Annotated in this window: 22 protein-coding genes; 9 read left to right on the top strand and 13 right to left on the bottom strand. The window is 41.8% G+C overall.

Going from position 1 to position 21164, the window contains the following annotated elements:
• Positions 1-49: 49 nt before the first annotated feature.
• The 4 genes from IQ294_RS02250 to IQ294_RS02235 form a co-directional block, all read right to left on the bottom strand.
• Complete coding sequence (locus IQ294_RS02250; protein WP_203332385.1) at positions 50-886, bottom strand: DegV family protein; 837 nt, start codon at positions 884-886, stop codon at positions 50-52.
• Positions 887-974: 88 nt separating this feature from the next.
• Positions 975-1532 carry a YybH family protein gene (locus IQ294_RS02245; RefSeq protein ID WP_203332384.1) on the bottom strand — a complete coding sequence of 186 codons (558 nt, stop codon included), beginning with the start codon at positions 1530-1532 and terminating at the stop codon, positions 975-977.
• A gap of 137 nt (positions 1533-1669) precedes the next feature.
• Positions 1670-2344, bottom strand: coding sequence for a response regulator (locus IQ294_RS02240; RefSeq protein ID WP_203332383.1), 675 nt, complete (start codon positions 2342-2344; stop codon positions 1670-1672).
• Positions 2345-2371: 27 nt separating this feature from the next.
• Positions 2372-3517, bottom strand: coding sequence for a sensor histidine kinase (locus IQ294_RS02235; protein ID WP_238942590.1), 1146 nt, complete (start codon positions 3515-3517; stop codon positions 2372-2374).
• Between the two features lie 155 nt (positions 3518-3672).
• Between IQ294_RS02235 and IQ294_RS02230 the strand changes: the two genes are divergently transcribed.
• Together IQ294_RS02230 and IQ294_RS02225 are read left to right on the top strand one after the other, a co-directional pair.
• A complete protein-coding gene (locus tag IQ294_RS02230) occupies positions 3673-4308 on the top strand; it encodes a YigZ family protein (protein ID WP_432419940.1) in 636 nt (211 codons plus the stop codon).
• A gap of 153 nt (positions 4309-4461) precedes the next feature.
• Entirely contained in the window at positions 4462-5502 is a 1041-nt protein-coding gene (locus IQ294_RS02225; protein ID WP_203332382.1) for an LCP family protein, read from the top strand.
• A gap of 81 nt (positions 5503-5583) precedes the next feature.
• On the opposite strand, the gene IQ294_RS02220 is transcribed toward IQ294_RS02225, so the two are convergent.
• Positions 5584-6660: a glycosyltransferase family 4 protein gene (locus IQ294_RS02220; RefSeq protein ID WP_203332381.1), complete on the bottom strand. Its 1077-nt coding sequence runs from the start codon at positions 6658-6660 to the stop codon at positions 5584-5586.
• 244 nt (positions 6661-6904) lie between these two features.
• Between IQ294_RS02220 and secA2 the strand changes: the two genes are divergently transcribed.
• The 4 genes from secA2 (at position 6905) to IQ294_RS02200 (ending at position 10894) form a co-directional block, all read left to right on the top strand.
• On the top strand, positions 6905-9262 hold the full coding sequence (gene secA2 / locus IQ294_RS02215) for an accessory Sec system translocase SecA2 (RefSeq protein ID WP_203332380.1): 2358 nt from the start codon (positions 6905-6907) through the stop codon (positions 9260-9262).
• On the top strand, positions 9262-10161 hold the full coding sequence (locus IQ294_RS02210; RefSeq protein WP_203332379.1) for an accessory Sec system S-layer assembly protein: 900 nt from the start codon (positions 9262-9264) through the stop codon (positions 10159-10161). Before secA2 ends, IQ294_RS02210 begins: the two co-directional genes overlap by 1 nt.
• Before the next feature lie 135 nt (positions 10162-10296).
• Entirely contained in the window at positions 10297-10605 is a 309-nt protein-coding gene (locus IQ294_RS02205) for a hypothetical protein (RefSeq protein ID WP_203332378.1), read from the top strand.
• Between the two features lie 100 nt (positions 10606-10705).
• A complete protein-coding gene (locus tag IQ294_RS02200) occupies positions 10706-10894 on the top strand; it encodes a CsbD family protein (RefSeq protein WP_203332377.1) in 189 nt (62 codons plus the stop codon).
• 104 nt (positions 10895-10998) lie between these two features.
• On the opposite strand, the gene IQ294_RS02195 is transcribed toward IQ294_RS02200, so the two are convergent.
• Together IQ294_RS02195 and IQ294_RS02190 are read right to left on the bottom strand one after the other, a co-directional pair.
• On the bottom strand, positions 10999-12027 hold the full coding sequence (locus tag IQ294_RS02195; RefSeq protein WP_203332376.1) for a YflT domain-containing protein: 1029 nt from the start codon (positions 12025-12027) through the stop codon (positions 10999-11001).
• A gap of 130 nt (positions 12028-12157) precedes the next feature.
• Complete coding sequence (locus IQ294_RS02190; protein ID WP_203332375.1) at positions 12158-12766, bottom strand: YflT domain-containing protein; 609 nt, start codon at positions 12764-12766, stop codon at positions 12158-12160.
• A gap of 373 nt (positions 12767-13139) precedes the next feature.
• Here IQ294_RS02190 and IQ294_RS02185 point away from each other — a divergent pair, with 373 nt between their 5' ends.
• Together IQ294_RS02185 and IQ294_RS02180 are read left to right on the top strand one after the other, a co-directional pair.
• The gene (locus IQ294_RS02185; protein ID WP_203332374.1) at positions 13140-14447 is read left to right on the top strand and encodes a helix-turn-helix domain-containing protein; all 1308 of its coding nucleotides are present in this window, start codon (positions 13140-13142) and stop codon (positions 14445-14447) included.
• Positions 14444-14944, top strand: coding sequence for a hypothetical protein (locus IQ294_RS02180; protein ID WP_203332373.1), 501 nt, complete (start codon positions 14444-14446; stop codon positions 14942-14944). The genes IQ294_RS02185 and IQ294_RS02180 overlap by 4 nt, the downstream gene beginning before the upstream one ends.
• Positions 14945-15035: 91 nt before the next feature.
• On the opposite strand, the gene IQ294_RS02175 is transcribed toward IQ294_RS02180, so the two are convergent.
• From IQ294_RS02175 to IQ294_RS02150, 6 genes are all read right to left on the bottom strand, one after another.
• Positions 15036-15770: a gamma-glutamyl-gamma-aminobutyrate hydrolase family protein gene (locus tag IQ294_RS02175; protein ID WP_203332372.1), complete on the bottom strand. Its 735-nt coding sequence runs from the start codon at positions 15768-15770 to the stop codon at positions 15036-15038.
• 125 nt (positions 15771-15895) lie between these two features.
• Positions 15896-16219 carry an MGMT family protein gene (locus tag IQ294_RS02170; protein WP_203332371.1) on the bottom strand — a complete coding sequence of 108 codons (324 nt, stop codon included), beginning with the start codon at positions 16217-16219 and terminating at the stop codon, positions 15896-15898.
• A 34-nt stretch (positions 16220-16253) separates the two neighbouring features.
• A complete protein-coding gene (locus tag IQ294_RS02165) occupies positions 16254-16718 on the bottom strand; it encodes a hypothetical protein (protein ID WP_203332370.1) in 465 nt (154 codons plus the stop codon).
• Positions 16719-16758: 40 nt separating this feature from the next.
• Positions 16759-17607 carry a GNAT family N-acetyltransferase gene (locus IQ294_RS02160; RefSeq protein ID WP_203332369.1) on the bottom strand — a complete coding sequence of 283 codons (849 nt, stop codon included), beginning with the start codon at positions 17605-17607 and terminating at the stop codon, positions 16759-16761.
• 196 nt (positions 17608-17803) lie between these two features.
• Positions 17804-18469, bottom strand: coding sequence for a YveK family protein (locus IQ294_RS02155; RefSeq protein ID WP_203332368.1), 666 nt, complete (start codon positions 18467-18469; stop codon positions 17804-17806).
• Between the two features lie 384 nt (positions 18470-18853).
• Positions 18854-19150: a MarR family transcriptional regulator gene (locus tag IQ294_RS02150; RefSeq protein ID WP_203332367.1), complete on the bottom strand. Its 297-nt coding sequence runs from the start codon at positions 19148-19150 to the stop codon at positions 18854-18856.
• 224 nt (positions 19151-19374) lie between these two features.
• Between IQ294_RS02150 and IQ294_RS02145 the strand changes: the two genes are divergently transcribed.
• On the top strand, positions 19375-20799 hold the full coding sequence (locus tag IQ294_RS02145) for an NAD-dependent succinate-semialdehyde dehydrogenase (RefSeq protein WP_203332366.1): 1425 nt from the start codon (positions 19375-19377) through the stop codon (positions 20797-20799).
• Positions 20800-21164: the final 365 nt, after the last annotated feature.

Below are 21164 nucleotides of genomic sequence, written 5' to 3'. Positions count from 1 at the left end.
CCAGATCTGATCAATTAAATTAAAATGCTAAAGAAAAAGCCTTGGCAGGTCATTTTTTTACCCAGCCAAGACCCATCGAGCCTTCTCCTAAATGCGTGCCGATCACCGGTCCGAAATAAGAAATTTCAAATTCTACTGAAGGGAACTTCTCAACCAATTCCTTTTTCCACTGAATTGCATCCTCTTCCCGGTTTGCATGGATGACCGCCGCTTTATATGAGCCACCCGAACGCAAATCTTCTTCCAGCAGCGCAACAATACGGTTCATCGCTTTTTTACGCGTCCGGACTTTTTCAAAAGGAATGATTTTCGTTTCATGGAAATGCAGGATCGGTTTAATCTGAAGCATGCCTCCGACAATTGCCTGTGCGCCCGACAGTCGCCCGCCGCGCTGAAGATGCTTCAAATCTTCCACCATAAAATAAGCCTGCATCGTTTTCTTCATTTTTTCAAGTTCCTGCATTATTTCTGCAGCAGAAGCGCCATTACTCGCCATTTCGGCTGCCTTTACTGCGTAAAATCCCTGCATGGCGCAGGAAACTTCAGAATCGAACGCATGGACATTCACATTTTCCACCAGCTCCCCAGCTTGGATGGCTCCGGCGTATGTGCCGCTGATGCCGCTGGAAAGATGGATCGATATTATTTCCTGATGATTTTCAGCCAGCCTGTTATATAGGCGGATAAATTCCCCTATCGGCGGCTGTGAAGTCTTAGGCATTTCGATTGCTGATTTTCTATAGAATTCTTCTACAGTCAATTCCTGCTCTTCTTCGAATGATTCCATGCCAATCGTCACTTGGAGCGGAATCATATGTATATTGTGTTTTCTTCTGGCCTCAGCTGTTAAATAAGCTGTGCTGTCTGTAACTATAGCCGTGTTCATGACAAATCATCCCCCTTCTATAATTTTAACAAATATTGCCGAAATGAATAGACGTAAAAAGAACTTCCCGAAAAAAACGGGAAGTGCCTTATCGATTGCCTATAAAGTGAAGGCCACTGACTTTCCAGCCATCCTCTTCTTTTTTGAAAATTACAACCTGTCTTCCGGATTCTTCTGTTATTCCGCCAGATTCGGCATCTTTCACATCAACTTTGATTTCAGCAAACAGTTCTGCACGTTCCGCCTCATATTTCACGATTGTCTCATTGGACGGTGAATAAGTTGTATCATAAGAAGCAAATGCCGCTTCAAGTGCCTGTTGGTCTTCTGCACGGTCAAACCCTTCCGGCTCTTGCGCAATTACTGCCATATAACGGTCCAGGTCCTCAGCATTGAATGCTTCAATATACTCTTTATGGGCAGCCATTATCGCAGCAGCCTCATCTTCCGGCACATCCGCTTCAATTACTTCCCCATCACCGTTAAGGGTAAAACCGGCTGATTTATCTTCCATGCCATGGTCGATGGCATTATTTTCATTAGCCAGATTGCTGTCATTCGCTGAATTCGAATTCTCGACAGAACTGTCATCTTCCGAACACGCAGACAGCAGCAGCAAACCTGCAATCAATAATATTTTCTTCATCAGGCATACCTCCTGCGCTCATTCTGACATAGCACCTCTAAAATTTCAATGAAAAATCTGTGTCATTATCTCTTGGAGTTTTGTTCAAAATAAAAAATGCGCGAGGGCTTTATGCCGTCGCGCATTTGAATTCCGGATTATCTTACTTCAACCCAGCCATTTTTAATAGCAGTTACCACCGCTTGTGTACGGTCGTTCACCTGCATTTTCTGAAGAATACTGGAAACATGGTTTTTCACTGTTTTTTCAGAGATAAACAACGTTTCACCAATGACGCGATTGCTTTGACCATCAGTCAATAATTGCAATACTTCACTCTCACGCTTCGTTAAAAGATGATAAGGGCGGCGAATTTCTGTCTGATGGAATGAGCCTTTGTTTTCACGTTCGCTCAAACGGCGGAATTCCATCACCAGATTGCGTGTAACTTTCGGGTGCAGGTATGAACCGCCCTTCGCCACGACTTTGATCGCCTGGATGATTGCTTCTGCGTCCATTTCTTTCAGCATATAGCCCAGTGCCCCTGTTTTAAGTGCATGGGTAACATAAGATTCATCATCATGGATCGACAGCATAATGACTTTTGCATCCGGGTGTTTTTCCATTAACTCCCCAGTCGCTTCCACTCCGTTTTTCTGCGGCATATTGATATCCATCAATATGACATCCGGATTGTTCTCTTCATACAATTTGATGACTTCAGTGCCATCGCCGCCCTCAGCAACGACTTCAAAAGTCTCTTCAAAATCAAGAATTCTCTTTACTCCTTCACGGAATAATTGGTGATCGTCTACGATTATAATTTTTGTCATTACATTGTCCTCCTTGAATACCGTATCTTATATACCCTGTTCATATGGGATTTGAAACAATAGGATCGTCCCTTCTCCGAGACTGGAATTTATAATGAATTCCCCTTTTATCAATTCTATCCTTTCCTGCATGCCGATCAGTCCGAATGACTGATTTTTCACAGTTTTAGGATCGAAACCGGTACCGTTATCACCCACGGAAATATTAACACGCTCTTTCACCCATTCCAATTTCACGTCAATATCAGTCGCTTTCCCATGGCGTATCGCGTTGGAGATCGCTTCCTGCACCAAACGGAAAATTGAGGTCTCATAACTGGGTGGCAGCCTTCTCTCAGTTCCGTGGGACCCGAAAGAAAGATGTGTTCCAGGGTTGTAGTCCTGTGTAGTTTCCATGTATTTACGCAATGTCGGCACCAATCCAAGATCATCCAGCGCCATTGGCCGGAGATCATAAATGATTCTCCTGACTTCCGTCAGGGCGTGGCGCACCATTTCCTTAAGGGAAGAAATTTCCCGAAATGCCAGTTCCGGCCCTTTTTCCCGATAAGTACGTTCAATCAGGTCCGACCTGAGCAGCACATTCGCCATCATTTGAGCAGGCCCATCGTGTATTTCCCGGGACAGCCGCTTTCTTTCTTCTTCTTGCGCTTCGATGATCCGAAGGCTATAATCTTGGTTTAACTGAGGCTTTTCAATCGCTTCTTCCACTTTATCAAAATCAGAGATAAAATAATTGATCGTGACGTTCAGCTGATTGACGAGCCTTTCCGCCCGTTCAATCGTCTGCAGAAGCGTCTGCAGACGGCGCTGAAGCCGGTCCCGTTTTTGACGGTATTTTTTTTCTTCGGTTCTGTTGGCAGACAGTTTCACCTGCAGATCATTCGCATTTTCATAGGAGATCCGAATCTGCTCTTCTGAATAGGAAGTGAATGAACCTGAAACTTCCGCAAGGCGTCTTCGTGCAGCCCTTGTTTTTTCTTCCAATAAATCGCCTTTTTTAATGATAGCTGAAATGTTTAACCGGATGTCTTCAAGTTCGTCCTTCATTTCTTCATAATCTTGGCGACTTTGTTCGCTTATAATAAAGATATCTTTCTTCGACTGCTCCATCGTGGCCAGCAGTCCATCAAAAATGGAATCAAGTTCTTTTCCATCGTTTTTTCTGGACATGATAATAACCGCCTTAGATAAACTTCAAGCATTCGTATATTCTTTGCTTCTTTGTGCCTGTGCAGGCTTTTACAAGTATATCACTATATAAGTACGGTTATATTAAATATACATTACAAATTATCTGATATCATTTTACAACAGGGGGTCTTAAATTGCGAGAATCTTATATGACTGCCGGCAGTTCAGCCAGCACTGAAATACTTATACAAAAATCACGTTTCATCGGGTTCGCCGCCAGAGCTGAAACGGAACAGGAAGCACTGGACTTCATCAATTCAATAAAGGAACAGCACCGCTCCGCCAACCATAATTGTTCGGCCTATATGATCGGCGAACAGAATTCCATCCAAAAAGCGAATGACGACGGGGAACCTAGCGGCACCGCCGGCGTTCCAATCCTTGAAGTCCTAAAAAAGAAGGACTTAAAGGACACCGTGATTGTGGTAACACGTTATTTCGGCGGCATTAAACTAGGCAGCGGCGGCTTGATTCGGGCATATGGAAAATCCGCTTCAGAAGCACTTGCAGCGGCAGGCATTGTCGAAAGACGACTTCATGCAATTATCAAAGTGACCATTGACTACACCTGGCTCGGTAAAGTCGAAAATGAAATCCGGCAATCCGTATATCCACTGAAAGAAATCGAATATACTGAAGGAGTTAATGTCTATGCTTATGTCCCTGTGGCCGATGAACAGCAGTTCATAGACTGGATAATGGAAATGACCAATGGGCAATCTTCCATAAAATCCGTTAAAAAGGAGTATTTGGAATTCCCGGTCTTCTGAGCTGTTATATTTACTATATGCCCAAAACACTGTATAATAAATTGATTAGTATATTATGATGACCTAGCTGTATCATATTATAATAGAAGAAAGAGACTGGAAAAACTTGATTTTTAATCGGTTAGCCCATTCACAATCAGAGGAGCTATAACCATGAACCGTAAAACTTACCGTAAAACCAAATCATCCAAAAAAAAGACTGTCATTAAAGTATTATTGACCTTAGCAGTATCCATCCTGCTTTGCGGTTCTGCATTCGGCATTTATTTGATAAAGAAAGCAGAAAATGCCGCTGACAGAGCGTTCGAAACTGCAGGTGATCGGGAAATTTCCGAATTGCGCACTGAAAAAGTCGAACCTCTCCACGATGATATTTCCATTCTTTTCATCGGGGTCGATGACAGTGCAGCCCGAGATCAGCCCGAAGGCAATATCAGATCCGATGCATTGGTGCTCGCTACACTGAACAATGAAGATAAATCCGTCAAACTTGTCAGCATTCCGCGAGACACTTACACCTATATTCCGGATGCCGGAATAGAAGATAAGATTACACATGCCTATGCATACGACGGTCCAAATTCAACGATCGAATCCGTGGAGAACCTTTTGCAGATTCCTGTCGATTATTATGTGCGGATGGACTTCAATGCATTCATCGATGTGATCGATGCACTGGATGGCATCAGAGTCGATGTTCCCTATGACTTAGAGGAAAAGGACGAGAATGATATATCAGGAGCCATCAAGCTTCAAGCAGGACTTCAGACGCTGGACGGCAGAGAAGCTTTGGCACTTGCCAGAACGAGACATTACGATAACGATATCGAACGCGGTAAACGCCAGCAGGTGATTTTAGAGGCGATTATGAATAAAACCCTTTCTGCCACTTCAATAACAAAATATGCAGACGTGATCGAGGCAGTTGGCGATAATATGAAAACTGACCTTACTTTCAAAGAAATGCAGGCATTCTTTGAATATGCGAAAGGCGGCAAGCCTGACGTTGAAGCAATCACTTTGGATGGTTATGATGATATGTCAACAGGCATCTACTATTGGCAGCTGAACGAGGAATCATTGAAAGAAGTTCAGGATATACTCCAAAGCCACCTGGGACTGAAACCCGATACTTCTACATTATCCGATATCAGTGGCATCGAATTAGGCAATGAATCCTATAATAATGAATAAACAGAAGAGGCTGCCCCAAACGGGCAGCCTCTTTTTATTGCCATAAAAAAACTGACCACAAATCGCTTTGCGGTCAGTTTTTTATTTTCCCATCATTTTAACCAAGTTGATCAATGGACGATAATTCTTTCCTGCAAGGCCTACAACTTCCACGAATATTTCAATCGCGAGAAGCATGACACCTAATAAAAGAATCCCTCCCCACAAAGTCGCTTGTGAGAATAACAGAGCTGCAAGGCCGAACAAAGCTGCAATTCCATAGATGATCAACACCGTTTGCCTATGGGAGAAACCGATATTCAACAGGCAATGGTGAAGATGCGATTTATCTGCAGCGGAAATCGGCTGCTTTTCACGAACACGCCTCACGATTGCAAAGAACGTATCTGAAATCGGAACGCCGAGCATGATGACCGGAATGATCAATGCCACCATTGTGACGTTTTTGAAACCCATCAGGGCCAGTACTGAAATCATGAAGCCCAGGAACAACGCCCCTGTATCCCCCATGAAAATCTTAGCGGGATGGAAATTATAGAATAGGAAGCCCATCGAACTCGCCGCTAGAATGGCAGCTGTCGACATGACGAAAATATCCCCCATGATAAATGCCATAACTGATAAAGTAATGAGCGCAATTGTCGAAACGCCGGCAGCCAATCCATCCAGACCATCGATAAGGTTGATGGCATTGGTGATGGCAATGATCCAGATGATGGTCAATGGAATACTGAAATAACCAAAACCGATTTCTCCGCCAAACGGAAGGTTGATGAATGAAATCTCAAGCCCTCCACCGATTACCACGATCGAAGCCGCAAGTAATTGGCCGAGCATTTTGGCTTTTGCAGTAATTTCGAGCATATCGTCCAGAACACCGGTGATAATTATGATGAACGCCCCTATGATGATGGCGGTCGTAATCGGTATGAAAGCAGGTTCAACTGCATTGGATATCGGATCAACAGGTCTTAACACAAAATATGCGATAAGGAACGAGCCGAATATCGCTAATCCGCCCAACCTTGGCATAATTCTGGCATGCACCTTTCTGTAATTCGGCCGGTCAACTGCGCCGATACGGAAAGCAAGCCGTTTAACAATTGGAGTCAAGACAATCGAAGCGAGAAATGCCAGGACCAATGTAAGGTACAGCATGTTTTTCCTCCTTAAAATAACTTCATCATATTAAAAATTACATATTAATTCACAATAATGATATCACAAATCGGGTAATAAATAAACTTTAATCTCGGACAACTTGCTGTGTCTTTCTACCCCTCCTTTTCCTTTTAGTCGATTCTGAAAATTAAAAGCTTCAGTTTATAGTTGCGCTATGGTGTTAATAAGAAATGTTTGTTAAAATAATTGAGCATCAGTGCTTAAAAAAGGAGAAATATTAATGCTGTCTATTTTAAACCGCTTAAACAATCCCGCACTTAAAAATATAAAAAAATATGAATCCATCATTAAGAAGATCAATGCTCTCGAAGCCCATTATGAAAAAATGTCGGATTCAGAACTCCGGAATATGACTTTTCTATTTAAAGAGGACTTAAAGAATGGCAAGAAGTTCCCTCAAATCCTCCCTGACGCGTTCGCAGTTGTCCGCGAAGCGTCAAAACGGGTACTGAATATGCGTCATTTCGATGTCCAATTGATGGGTGGCCTTGCACTAGCCGAAGGAAATATAGCAGAAATGCCTACGGGAGAAGGTAAAACGCTTGTGGCTTCGCTCCCTGCTTATGCCCGGGCTTTGGAAGGCAAAGGCGTCCACATCATCACAGTGAATGAATATCTCGCTAAAAGAGATTTCGATCAAATTGGCAAAATCCATGATTTTCTGGGTCTTACAATCGGATTGAATCTCCCTCTTATGGATCAAACAGAAAAACAGCAGGCATATAATTCGGACATCACATATGGTGTCGGCACTGAATTCGGATTCGATTATTTAAGGGACAATATGGTGGAATCCATTTCCCAAAAAGTACAGCGTCCATTCAACTTTGCGATAATCGATGAAGTTGACAGTGTGCTGATAGATGAAGCCAAGACTCCATTGATCATTGCTGGTCAGACTCCAGCTAATACAGAGTTGCATCGAATCGCCTCCATCTTAGCTTCACGATTTAAAGTGGGCGAGGATTTTGATTTTGATGAAGAAACAAAAGCTACTTCATTGACTGATAAGGGCATCGAAAAAGTTGAAGCTGCCTTTGGGGTTGAAAACTTATATGAACTGGAACATCAGACACTCTATCATTATGTGATAAATGCTGTTCGTGCCCACGTGATTTTCAAACGTGACATAGACTATATTATTGAAGAAGGTAAAATACTCTTAGTCGATATGTTCACTGGAAGAACCATGGAAGGCCGCACATTGTCAGATGGACTCCATCAGGCAATCGAAGCGAAGGAAAATCTTGAAAATACACTGGAAAACAAAGCCATGTCCCAAGTTACAATACAGAATTATTTCAGAATGTATCCTATGCTATGCGGTATGACAGGAACCGCCAAAACTCAGGAAAAGGAGTTTCGGGAAGTTTACAACATGGATGTAGTTCAAATTCCAACTAATAAACCGCGTGCCCGGGTTGACATGCCTGATGAAGTCTACGTGACAGCTGATCAAAAGTATAAAGCTTTAGTCAAAGAAGTCGAATCGAAACACAAGGTTGGACAGCCAGTTTTAATCGGGACTACATCCATTTTACAATCCGAAGATGCAGCCGGATATCTGCGTGAAGCGAATTTACCGTTTCAACTATTGAATGCGAAAAGTGTCGAGCAGGAAGTTCACTTGATTTCACAGGCTGGGCAAAAAGGACAAATAACCATTGCCACCAATATGGCCGGCCGTGGAACGGATATTGTACTTGGGGAAGGCGTCGCTGAAATCGGTGGCCTCCATGTAATCGGCACAGAAAAACATGAGAACAGACGAATCGACAATCAGTTAAGAGGCCGGTCTGGCCGTCAGGGTGACCCCGGGTCCACTCAATTTTTGATTTCCTTGGAAGACGATATGTTCAGAAGGTTTGCCAAAGACGATATTGAAAAGTTCAAAAAGAAAATGTCATTCGATGAAAGCGGCAAAATTTTAAACAAAAATGTCAACGAGTTGATCGAAAGAACTCAACGGATTGTAGAAGGATCCCATTTTTCTATGAGGGAATATAATCTTAAACTCGATGATGTCATTAATGAACAAAGAAAAATCGTGTTTGATTTGCGAGACCGCCTTCTATCCGGCCATGAATTTACAGCTGTATTAAAATCAATGTTAAAAGGGAGCACAGAATACCAGATTTTCAAACTTTTGCCTGAAGATTTTACAGAAGACGACATTAAACTCCTTAAACGTTCTTTAGAGGAATTATATAGCCAGCCTGTAATCATCCCAAATGAAAAACCAACTAGAAAACAAATTATTACTCTTGCAGATAAATGTGTGAAAGAGGGTCTGGATATGGCATCTGATTATGAAAATGATGAAAATTTCCTGAAGATTTTTACAAGAGCATCTGTCTCTCAAATCGATGCCATGTGGGTGAAAAATCTCGAAAGCATGACCCATCTAAAAGAAGGGATTGGACTGCGTCATTACCAGCAAGAAGATCCAATGCGCATTTACCAACGCGAGGGACTTGAACTTTTTACCCGAAACTTTGAAAATTTCCGTTATCAAGTGGTTTCAGTGACTTTGAAAACCATGCGCCAATTAGCAGCAAGAAAGAAGGAGGAAAATTAATGAACTTATTTCCATTTTTTAATAAAAAGGAAAAGACGGGAGTAGGTTCGACTCTGGATTCTTCAAGTTTGATGGATGATGTGGTCGAATCTCATAAAGATAAAGAATCAATAAAACCTTCACTCTATCTTCCATCTGAATGGAAGTTCGAAAAAGAGCAGGAATATGTATTACGATTTCTATCAAATGAACTTCCACCTTTAAAACCTAGCCAAATTTCATTGGACGGTATTTCGATCAACACCAGTTCAAAGAGGAAAGTCTGGAACATCGAAGCCTTTGTTCGTTCCTCTATAAACCAGTCTATTAACCTGGGTACCACTGAACTATTATTATTGGATAAAAAAGAGAATATTGTGGCTTCCCATGAATTTGACCTATCAAAAATTGGGGAGATCCCTGCAAATTCCAATGTTCCTTGGGTATTTGAGTTTCCGGAACACAGTATTACAGTAGACGAAATTCCTTCTGATGGCTGGAAACTAGCTTTTGATTTAACAGCTCTGCAGGCGCATTCATTGGACCTAGACAATGAATGGAAAGAAAAGCTTTCAGTTGATGATCAAAAAAAATTAGCTGATCTGGTAGATTCGTTGCCACCACTGAAAAAAAATCAGGTGAATATCACAGGCTTCCAATCAAATTTTACACAAGAAGGCGGCCTTGCCATCTCATTGTTTATAAGTAATGGCAGTAAAAAGAACATCCAACTGATTAAATTCCCGCTCGAAGTAAGAGATGCAAGTGACTCTGTAGTGGCCAAAGGCGTTTTTGATTTAAAAGATTTTATTGTTAAAAGAAATACTTCAAAGCCTTGGACGTTCATCTTCCCTAAGGAGAATTTGCTCGATCCTCAGCCTGATATGTCCAATTGGAAAGCATCGCTCATCCAAAAATAACCCAATGCCTTGAGTCCCAATATTTTTTTGATGTCCTTAGGCAATTTCGCATAATCATTTGATGCTTTTTTAATGATAACGTGCTATAATATTCCTTAGTAAGAATATTATGAATTTTAGGGGTGCTTTCAACGCATGAATGGTAATATGCAATTTTACACTCAGTTAACGGATTGGACAGGTCGGGATGAAGCAGCTGTCTTAAAAATGACGGCAAAAGAACGCGCCGAACTCGCAAAATCTATTACTAGTGCAGGATTACTTGTCGACCTATCCATGGACCAGCATGCCGAAGTCAGAGAAAGTGTCGCGAAAAACTCGTTCACACCACTCACAACTTTGCATCGATTAGCAGAAGAAGATCTTTGCATCAGCATACAGAAAACCGCTAAGGAAACCTTAAATGCCATTAGCAGCCAGCCTGTAAAAAAGGGCTATCAGTGAAAACTGATAGTCCTTTTATTTTCATTCCAGCGCTATTACGTTTTAACTGCCGGAAAAAAGGGTATATAAAGGGTAATAGTATTATGAGGAGGAAAAATAGATGAGCAAAGATGGGTTTTCAGATAAAGTAAAAAGTGCCGTCAGTAAAGGCAAAGGTGAATTGAAGGATCAAGTCGGTAATGCAACCGACGACAAGAAGATGCAGCGTGAAGGAAAAATGGATAAAACCAAAGGCGACTTCCAGGAAGCTGTCGGTGATTTTAAAAATAAAATGAATAAAGATAAATAAGATTGAACCGGTCCCTGCGACCGGTTCTTCTTTCTATTTTCAGGCAAAAAAGATTCCACTCACGTACATGAGTGGAATCTTTTTACTATCGCAGTAACTGTCCATTAATACAATCTTGGTGTTGGTGGTGTGGATGTTTTCTTTTGGACATCTTCGTGGAATGGGCGTACATCACGAGGATTATGGCGATTATCGACATCGTCATGGCCATCCAGTGTATGTTTCGGATCATCGACGCCTCTATCGCTGTCGTCATAAGAATCCCTGATTAACTTCTCTTCTTCCGAATCTCTGCCGAAAGGAGCTGGCCCCAGGTTCGGATCTACTCCAGGCGATGGCTCGTCCTGACGTCGGTTAATGCCATCTTCCCGATTTAAGTCGTCCTGTTGGGCATCCGACTCCAATTGAGGTTCATGATCAAAGCTTTTTTCTTTGATAGACCCTTCATCTTCGGGTTTTGCATCTGTAGTCGGATGAATATTTTCACCATCCAATCTCGAGTCTTTCGACTGATGGCTGTATCCGCGTTCACCGTGCTGATCTTCACGGCGTACTTCGGTAGTATAGATTTTATCAGAATCTTCCTGGATCGTACGAGGCGAAATTCCGGGTGCCTCTTCTCTTTCATCATTTTTAAGGTCAGCCCTTACATCCTTGTCCCTTATTTTATCGTCATTGAATCTTTCGCCGTCCCGTTCGATGTCTCTGCCAAATGGGGCAAACGCTGTATTGCGTTTATCTGCGTCGCTGTCCACACCTCTCGTATCATCACCGAAAGAGGATGTATTTTCTCTTTCACGGTTGTAGGAACCGCCTTCCGTATAAAGCAGGATGGCCCCTCTCTTAATGTCTTCACTGAATCTGTCGATGGATGTCTGATCGAGTTCCAAACCTCTTAACTGCGTGTGCACCGCATCGTCCCCACTGAAGAATGATCTGAATTTGCTGCCGAATGACTCAGCTCCATGTTTTTCCACATCAGAATTGCTTGGATAAGAATTAAATATATCTTTATCCCTTGCAAGCACATGAATATCCTTCTCACTGTACCCATGCATTTTCAATTGCTCTATGCGTTGTTCCATTTCTTCCTGGCTGTACACCAATTCGAATTCTCTATTCGTCGATTCCATTCCATATCAGCCTCCTGTTTATTCGTCTTTCCTCTTGTTTACCCGAAACTTCGGAAAAATAAAACCTGGCCCAATAACTAAAACTGTCTGTAATATAAAAGCCCTTCCTTTTAGCAAGGAAGGGCTCCACTCATTTATATTTACTGTCACTATTTGAATGCTTCTCGGCTTCGCTTGTGCCGCCTCTAGCTTTTTCAACTTGTGAATCCTGTTGAGTAGTAAACGAGACATGCCTTTCATCTTTCACCAAAGTCGGATCCTGCATGAAAGTTTCACCTCGTGCAAAACGGTCTTCCTGCTCATCAAAGCTATTATCAACCGAGTTCACAAACTCTCGATTCTGCTGCTCTTCAGGAGTTTCCCTGCCGTTGTTTTTCAATTCTCCCGCTTTGATGGCTTCTAAAATACCTTGCCGTTCTGTCTCTGTATAAATCAGAATGCCGCCTTTAGCAAGATCCGAGGTATAGCGCTCCGTCTCCTGTTCATCCAAACCAAGCGATTTGACACCTTCACGGATACTGCCTTCTCCCGTGATGAATCCTTTAAATTTATCTTTGAACGAATTCACTTCTTCGCCTTCCGCTCCAGTCATATTTTCAAGTGATGCCAACCGGTCGCTGCTCTCGGCCACCAGATGCAAATCTTGTTCTCTATACCCTTCAGCCTTTAAGGTCTCAATCTTCTTATTCAAGTCCTCTTCCGAGAATACGACAGCCAACACTTTCTTTTCTCCACTCATAATCAGAACCTCCAAAAGATAATAGTCTTAAGTGTACTTTACCCATTTCCCGGGAAATGCTAAACTTTCCTAAAAAAATCAAAAGGAATATGAGCCTTACATTGCGCTTACTTTCCTGTTAAATAGGTATTCTTTCACTTTTAGTTATATCTCGAATCATAGATAATAAAAATAGCAGTTTATTTTGAAAATTGATGCTAAGATGGTAATTAAAGAGATATAATAAAAGTATACTTAAGATGTGGAGGCGGAAACTATCGTATTAAGCAATCTTTCTACTTCAAACATCTCAAAAGTTTCGGAGACGTTTGAAAGTAACTCTCCTACATGGATGGTTGATATTCTGCCCATGCAAACGGAAAGGAGAGAATCCATGGACACGGGAATGCGGATTAAATATAACCGTATCAAAAAGAGAATGAGCTTAGAAGATTTGGCTTCAAATATTCTTCCTGTACGCGAGTTGAAAAAGATCGAATCCGGATTAAAAGAACCTTCGCTGGATGATCTTCAAAAAATCTGTAAAAAACTGGAGATACCCCTAGCTACTAAAGATAATCCGGTAGGTAAAGTCTTAGTTAAAAACTTTAAAAGTTCATTGCTTCATCCTAAAAACCGAGCTCACATCATGGAACAATATGCTGACATTCATGATCATCCTTTACTAAGCGCTAATGAAGAAATCGAATTAGAATATGGCATTCAACAAATTCGATATTGCATTATTACTGGAGATTTAGATAATGCAGAAGTAAAAATTAAAGAAATCGAACGTTTTAAAGAATTCATGAATCAAGAACAATTTTATTTATTTTATAAATATCTAGGGAACTATAATTATATATTGGGCGACCTAGAGCAAGCTCATAAAACTTATCTTACAGCCGATAAAATCGTCCCTTCTACTATATCTAATTCTGAATTAGGAGATCTTTATTATTCAATAGGTCTTACAGCTTCCCAATGCCGGTATATAAATCAAGCTAAGAAGTATACCGAAATGGCTTTAAAAATATACCAACAAGAATTTGTACCAAGAAGAATAGTAGAATGCCATCTCACAATTGCAATAAATGAAAAAAGAATGGGTAATTTCAAAAAATCTAAAGAACATTTCAAGAATGCTCTGATGATAAGCAATAAACTCGATTACGACCCTTTAAAATTTGATACCGAATATAACTATGGTTACTTTTATTTTCAGTTTCAAAACTTTGAAAAGGCATTAACCCATTTCAAAAATGCATTACATTACAAACCTTACGAATATATATCTGATATCTTGCTGTGTTATTGTGTAATGTTAAAATGCTATATTGAATTAAACGATTTAGAGAATGCCCGAAAATTATTGGATAAAGGACATTCTATTATTAATGAAAAAAATTTAAGTTTATCTAGCCCGTCAAATGATTTATTCAAAGAAGTGTATACAGAATTCATGAGCCTCTCATACTTATTGAATGACGAAGTTAATGCATTTGAAAATATTCTTAATGAAAATCTCAAACCCATATTTGCCGCTCAAAATAAACATTTTGAAATAGGTTTCTATTATACTTTATTAGGAAATACCTATATAAAAAGAAATGAACCATTAAAAGCTTCACTTGCTTTAAAAGAATCTAATGAAGCGTTCAAAAAAGTTATCACTATAAATGAGGAGTTGGAAGAACAATGAAAAAGCATGTGAAATTAACTACGGGTTTAATAATGGCCACACTATTATTTATTGCAACAGGTTTTAATTCCTCGGTAGAAATTGCTGAAAAACATCCGCATCCTTGGTTCAAAGCTTTTGAAGTAGACCAAGTTGCTGAGAAGCATCCTCACCCTTGGTTCAAAGCTTTTGACGTAAAACAAGTTGCTGAGAAGCATCCGCACCCTTGGTTTAAGGCTTTTGACACAAACCAAGTTGCTGAGAAGCATCCTCACCCTTGGTTTAAGGCTTTTGACACAAACCAGGTAGCTGAGAAGCATCCTCACCCTTGGTTCAAAGCTTTTGACGTAAAACAAGTTGCTGAAAAGCATCCTCACCCCTGGTTCAAGGCTTTTGACGTAAAACAAGTTGCCGAGAAGCATCCTCACCCTTGGTTCAAAGCTTTTGACGTAAAACAAGTTGCTGAAAAGCATCCTCACCCCTGGTTCAAGGCTTTTGATGCTAAACAATTAGCTTAAAAAGATACTAACACTTGGTCCAATTTGATAAAGTCCCTTTACTATCTGAAAAGGCCGCTCATGTGAGCGGCCTTTTCTTTTGACTAACACATTATTGATTTTGCTGTTTGTCTTTCAGGCATTCCTTAACAAATCTATCAAAGATGTTGATGGATGCCTGATCATTCTGCAAGGCAAATTCTTCTGGATGCCATTGGATGCCGATGACGAACTGGTAGTCTTTACTTTCCAGCGCTTCAACCATTCCATCCGCGGCACGGGCAACGACCTTCAATTTATCGGAAACTTTATTGACCCCTTGGTGATGGAAAGAGTTTACATTGAATTTCTTTTCTCCCATGATTTCATACAGGAGGCTGTCTTCTTCAAGCTCTACCGAATGAGTGCGGTGTGTCCGCATCGCCAGTTGGAGGTGCTGATATAATTTCCCTTCATATTCAGCTTCCAGGTCCTGATAATTGGTTCCCCCGAGGGTCACATTCAGCATCTGAAGACCGCGGCACATTCCCATGAACGGTTTATCCAGTTTTAAAAATTCTTCGATCAATTCTTTTTCATAATTGTCACTTCCCGGATATACTGCCCCGAGGCTTGGATGTGGCTCTTCACCGTAAAGCAGCGGATTGATATCCCCTCCTCCGGTTACGATCAAGCCATCAAGTCTTTCACATAATAAGGGAATATCTTCTTCGTCCACGATTGGCACGATCAAGGGCAGCCCTCCGGATTGCAGGATCGCCTTGCCGTATACTGGATCTAATGTATATGTCTGATCTTTTTCTACTCTTGCTGTAATCCCGATTACAGGTTTATTTCTATTCGTCATATATCGGTACCTCTTTCTTGTTAAAAAATCTTCTCTTTTGGCATACCCTTATGTTAAGCACCATTAAACATAAAGCATTGCAGGAGTCTCTTAACAGAGAGGATTACCTCACGATTTTGACGTTTTTATCTTTCATTTGCACCCTGTCCCGGATCAAACCGGAATTTGACCAAATCAATCTTGCCCCCTATTATTTCCACACCTTCACTCTCCAAAAGTTCTTTTTGCAGTTGGCGGTGCCCATCATTTTGAATCGAAATTCTTCCTTCACCATTGATGACACGGTGCCAGGGCAGGCTATATTTTGCGGTCATTGTGTGGAGTGCTCTTGCAACTTGCCGGGCGCTTCTCGGATTGCCTGCACAGGATGCAATTTGTCCATAGGTCATCACCTTACCAGGCGGGATTCCCTGAATCAGGCGGATCACCTGTTGCGTAAATGATTCCAATCGCGATCTTCCTTTTTCTTATATTTCCGCAGCTTCAACATTCAGCCTGCAACTCTTTTGAAAGCTCACCTTTTTTATAATTGCCGATAACCACCTTGCTGAATGTATACAAAGGCAACTTCGCGGCTTTCAGTGAAAAACCTTCACTGCTGTAATGGATATGTTTATAATACTTGATAAGACCTTCGACTACATCTTCCAGGTCATCCAGTGTATTTTGCGACGAGTCATCTGCCGCATGGTCATGGGTGGTTTCTGTCACCACAGAATATCGGCTTTTCAAGTTCATAAGCTCATCCACAGTCCGATCAAAGAACAACTGTCTTTCTTCAAGTCTGAAGTGCTGTCTCCAATAAACAAAGACCTGTTTTGCAATCCCCAGCTTTTTTGCGCCTTCTGCGGCATTCAGTCCTTCAGCCACACATAACTGATGCATGATCTTCTTTAAGGACATATTATATTCTCTCTCAATTACGCCTTTATACTGAATATATTTCATCTTGACCCCTCCCCTTGATTCTGCCAATGGCGGATACTATTTAATTATTGCCATAACGCTTAATTAACCCGACTTCATCCATAGGCTGAAGTTTTTTGTATATATCCGGTTCGTGCACACGTACCGCAATATCGTAAGAAGAAATCTCTACTTTATCAGTTTCGAGTCCTAATGCAGCAGTTAATGGAGATACATGTGACGCCTGGCCCCCGGACAGATGAAAGCAGCTGTAATTATTATCAGCTCCCCATTGCGCGATGGCTGCCATCAATTTAGATTCCGCATCAGACTCCTTCTCCTCCACAAGATTGGCGCTCACATGATGATAAAGCACTTCTCCTTTAGCCAGTACATAACAGGCTGCCAACAACCGGTTGCCTTTAAAAATCCCAAAAAGATGTAGATTGGGTCCCAGTTCGCTGACTAATGACTCAAAATAATCATTTGTGAAAAAATAATAACTGTCTGTTTCTTCATTTCTTCTGATAGTTGAATAATAGAGAACCAGAAAGTCAAACATATGCTTGACTGTCCCCATTTTTTTCACTGAATAGGGAGATTCCTTTTCAGCGAGGGTTCCATTGTATCTGTCTTCTGTTGTATCTTTATTGACGTAATTCAGCTTAAATGTATAGGTGTCATGAACAGGGAGCAGTTTTAGCCCCTCTTTCATGAGTTCAGCATTGTGAAGCAATGGATGGAAACGGATATATTCAGCGATAATTTTCTCTGTTCTGCTGTAAATCGAAAAAGCGGCAAGAAAACTTGCAGCAAGTTTAGAACCATCCTTTCTTACTTTGAATACAGGACCGCCATAACCGAATGGACTGGTGATGTCATAATAAAATGCTCCAGGTCTGGCAAGCTTACGTTTGATGAAAGGGTACATAATTTCCCCTTCCCCTGCATCGTCAATATAATAAAATAGAAGCGCTTCTCCGGGATCAAGCTTGAGTGCGCTCAGTATATATTCACGTGAGTAAAAGATATCCGTAATATTGAATAGATTCAGGATTTGCTCCCAGCGCCTTGCCTGGCTCGCAGTCACAAGTTCATGCATATCGTTGCCCCCCATTAAAACTCGATCATTTAAATACAGTCTGCAGATCAGACTGTTTTCTCTTCCTTATTAGGACTCCTGTTTTAAACAGCATATTGAATAACTCTATAATGGATGCCAAGAGAATTCCGACGACTGTTCCGACAAACCCCCCGATTGCCAATACATACAGCAGATTTTCTTTCAGGATTGATGGACTGCCTTCAACGGAAGCTTTGGCAATAACACTCAAGCTATCCACTTTCATCCGCTTCTGCGCCTCAATTACTGCAGCTTCCGCCAATGCATTCGCCATTTCTGCCGCCATTCTACTATTTCCATCTTCAACGGAAATAGTGATTATTTGCGAAGACGGCAGAATCGAAACTGTCACTTCATCAAATAATTCCACCGGTGTCAGCTTGCTTCCGGTCGATTCAATGGCTTCTGTTAGAACTTCACCACTTTTAATGACAGCTTCGTAAGCTTCCGCTATCTGTGGATCGGCTGTCTTCTCCAGATAAATCAAATCGGATGCACCCGCTGACAACTGACTCATATAAAGCTGGCTGGTAGCCTGGTAATCGGGGGTCAATATAAACGCAAGTAGTGCCCAAACCCCAGCCATCGATAAGACTGCAATGCTTCCTATCAATTTCATATGATTCTTTAGACTCTTCAATATGTTAAAAACCACAGCTTTCTGTGCCATAAAAATCTCTCCTTACTAGAAAGAAATGATTTTATGAATCATAACGTCTAAAAATTCAGAATATTATAGTTCATTTATATCACATTCCCCTAAGCAATTCTACTGTTTTTTTATCAAATAAGAACAAATAATATCATTTGATGCGTAAATAGTCTCCTAAAATAATTAACAATTATTACACTTATTACAGAATAAGGTCTTTAGTTCTATATAAACTTAATAATTTTAAACACTAAAAAGCCTCTGCCATTACGGTCAGAGGCTTTTTTCATGTGTGAATTATAAAAAACAACTACCACTCAAAAAAGATTCTGTAATATTTAATCGGATTAATTCTTTTCATCTATATTAGAATATCGAAAATAATTTTTAGTATGGCGGTGGCTACATATTCCATAACCCGATGATGCCGTTTCTCCGATAAATCACTTTTTTATCTTCCAGTACTTTCAATACTTTTGAAAGCGATTGATGGGGTATGTTAATATCCTCAGTAATTTCTTTTATGGTTTTAAATAGGACTCCATCTGCAGATGCGTTCTTCGCAAAGTACACAATGAACCTTTCTCCAATTTCGGCTATACGTTCAGATTCAGAAGAAAAACAGTCTTTGCATATTTCTTCTATCGTCCGTTCCGCAAACAGATTGGATGCTGATTTTCTGCTTTCGCTGATTTCCATGAATCTCAACCTCCTCCGGGATCGTATCATTCCAATACATTCTTTATACATATACCCAATAGCTAGTCCATTAGACATCTGCAATCAAAAAAGTACAATAAAATGATATTTTTTTACTTATTTACTGGAAATGTTAATAATGACTTATTATTGGAGCCATCTTCTTTTAAATTTTCGGATCACGGGTATAGAGATAGGTGAATGACTTTTGAGGAGGTTTTTATATGGAAGGGAAACATTATATCAACGGTGAATGGTCAACAGAGGGTGACGGAGTCATAGATGTCCGGAACCCGGCAACCGGTGAACTTTTCGGAACAGTACCGAATGGCGGAGAAGCTGAAGCGACAAAAGCCATTGAAGCGGCTGAGGCAGCCTTTCCTGAATGGTCGAAAACTACCGCTTATCATCGTGCAGAATTGCTGATGAAGTGGCACGATCTATTATTGGAAAACAAACAGGAAGTCGCGGAGATCCTGACGAAAGAAATGGGGAAACCACTGGCAGAAGCCATCGGTGAAATCGAATATTCCGCTTCCTTCATCTCCTGGTACGCCGAAGAAGGAAAACGTGTTTATGGCCACACAATTCCGGCAAGCAAGGATTCCAAACGAATCCAGATCATCAAGCAGCCTGTCGGTGTGGTCGTTTCCATTACTCCATGGAATTTCCCGGCCGCCATGATGGCCCGGAAAATGGCACCGGCTCTCGCGGCAGGCTGTACATTTGTGGCCAAGCCAGCAAAACTTACACCGCTGACTGCTGTGAAAATTTATGAATTGGCCGAACAGGCTGGATTTCCGAAAGGTGTCATCAACCTGGTGACAGGCAGTGCCGGCAAAATCGGGAAAGTATTTACCAGCCATCCGGCTGTACGCAAATTGACATTTACGGGTTCTACGGAAATCGGGAAGGAATTGATGAAGCAAAGTTCGGAAACGATGCTGAACCTGTCCCTTGAACTTGGTGGCCATGCGCCGATCATCGTGCTTGATGACGCCGATATTGATTCAGCCGTCAAGGGCGTCATGGCATCCAAATTCCGCAATGCCGGCCAAACATGCGTCTGCGGTAACCGGATCTACGTCCAGGAATCGATTGTCGATGAATTTTCCCGTAAATTGCAGGAAGCTGCAGGCAAATTGAAAGTCGGCAACGGACTGGATGAAGGCGTGGAAATCGGACCGCTTGTCGATAAAGATGGCTATGAAAAAGTGGAGAAGCATGTACAGGATGCCGTCGGTAAAGGAGCAAAAGTCCTTGTAGGCGGCGATGGCCAGACTGCAAACGAGGCTTATTTCTATAATCCGACGATCCTGTTGAATGCAAACCCTGATATGCTTGTCATGAATGAAGAAACGTTCGGGCCGGTTGCTCCCATCATGAGCTTTAAGACGGATGAAGAAGCTGTCAAACTCGCGAACGATACACGCTTTGGGCTCGCGGCCTACTTCTTTACGGAAAGCATGTCCCGCGGAACCTATATCGCAGAAAATCTGGATTACGGCATCGTCGGCTGGAATGACGGATTGCCGTCCGCCGCACAAGCGCCTTTCGGAGGCATGAAAGAGAGTGGTATCGGACGTGAAGGCGGCCAGGAAGGTCTTGAAGCTTTCCTTGAAACGAAGTATATTTCGATCCAGTTATAAAAGAAAAGCGACGGCACCCGTTTAGCTCTGCAAGGCATAAGACGGAACAGCAGAGTGGCCTTGGCCACGGCAGCTGGATTGGCTTATGACCCGAAGAGCTGGGTCGCCGGAGTCTGGACGCCAGAAAAGCGACGGCACCCGTTTAGCTCTGCAAGGCATAAGACGGAACAGCAGAGTGGCCTTGGCCACGGTAGCTGGATTGGCTTATGACCCGAAGGGCTGGGTCGCCGGAGTCTGGACACCAGAAAAGCGACGGCACCCGTTTAGCTCCGAAAGGCATAAGACGGAACAGCAGAGTGGCCTTGGCCACGGCAGCTGGATTGGCTTATGACCCGAAGAGCGGGGTCGCCGGAGTCTGGACACCA

It is taken from the genome of Planococcus beigongshangi, assembly GCF_016820495.1.
GTDB lineage: Bacteria > Bacillota > Bacilli > Bacillales_A > Planococcaceae > Planococcus > Planococcus beigongshangi.
The sequence above is the reverse complement of the archived record's forward strand: the minus strand, read 5'-3'. Positions and strand labels throughout refer to the sequence as shown.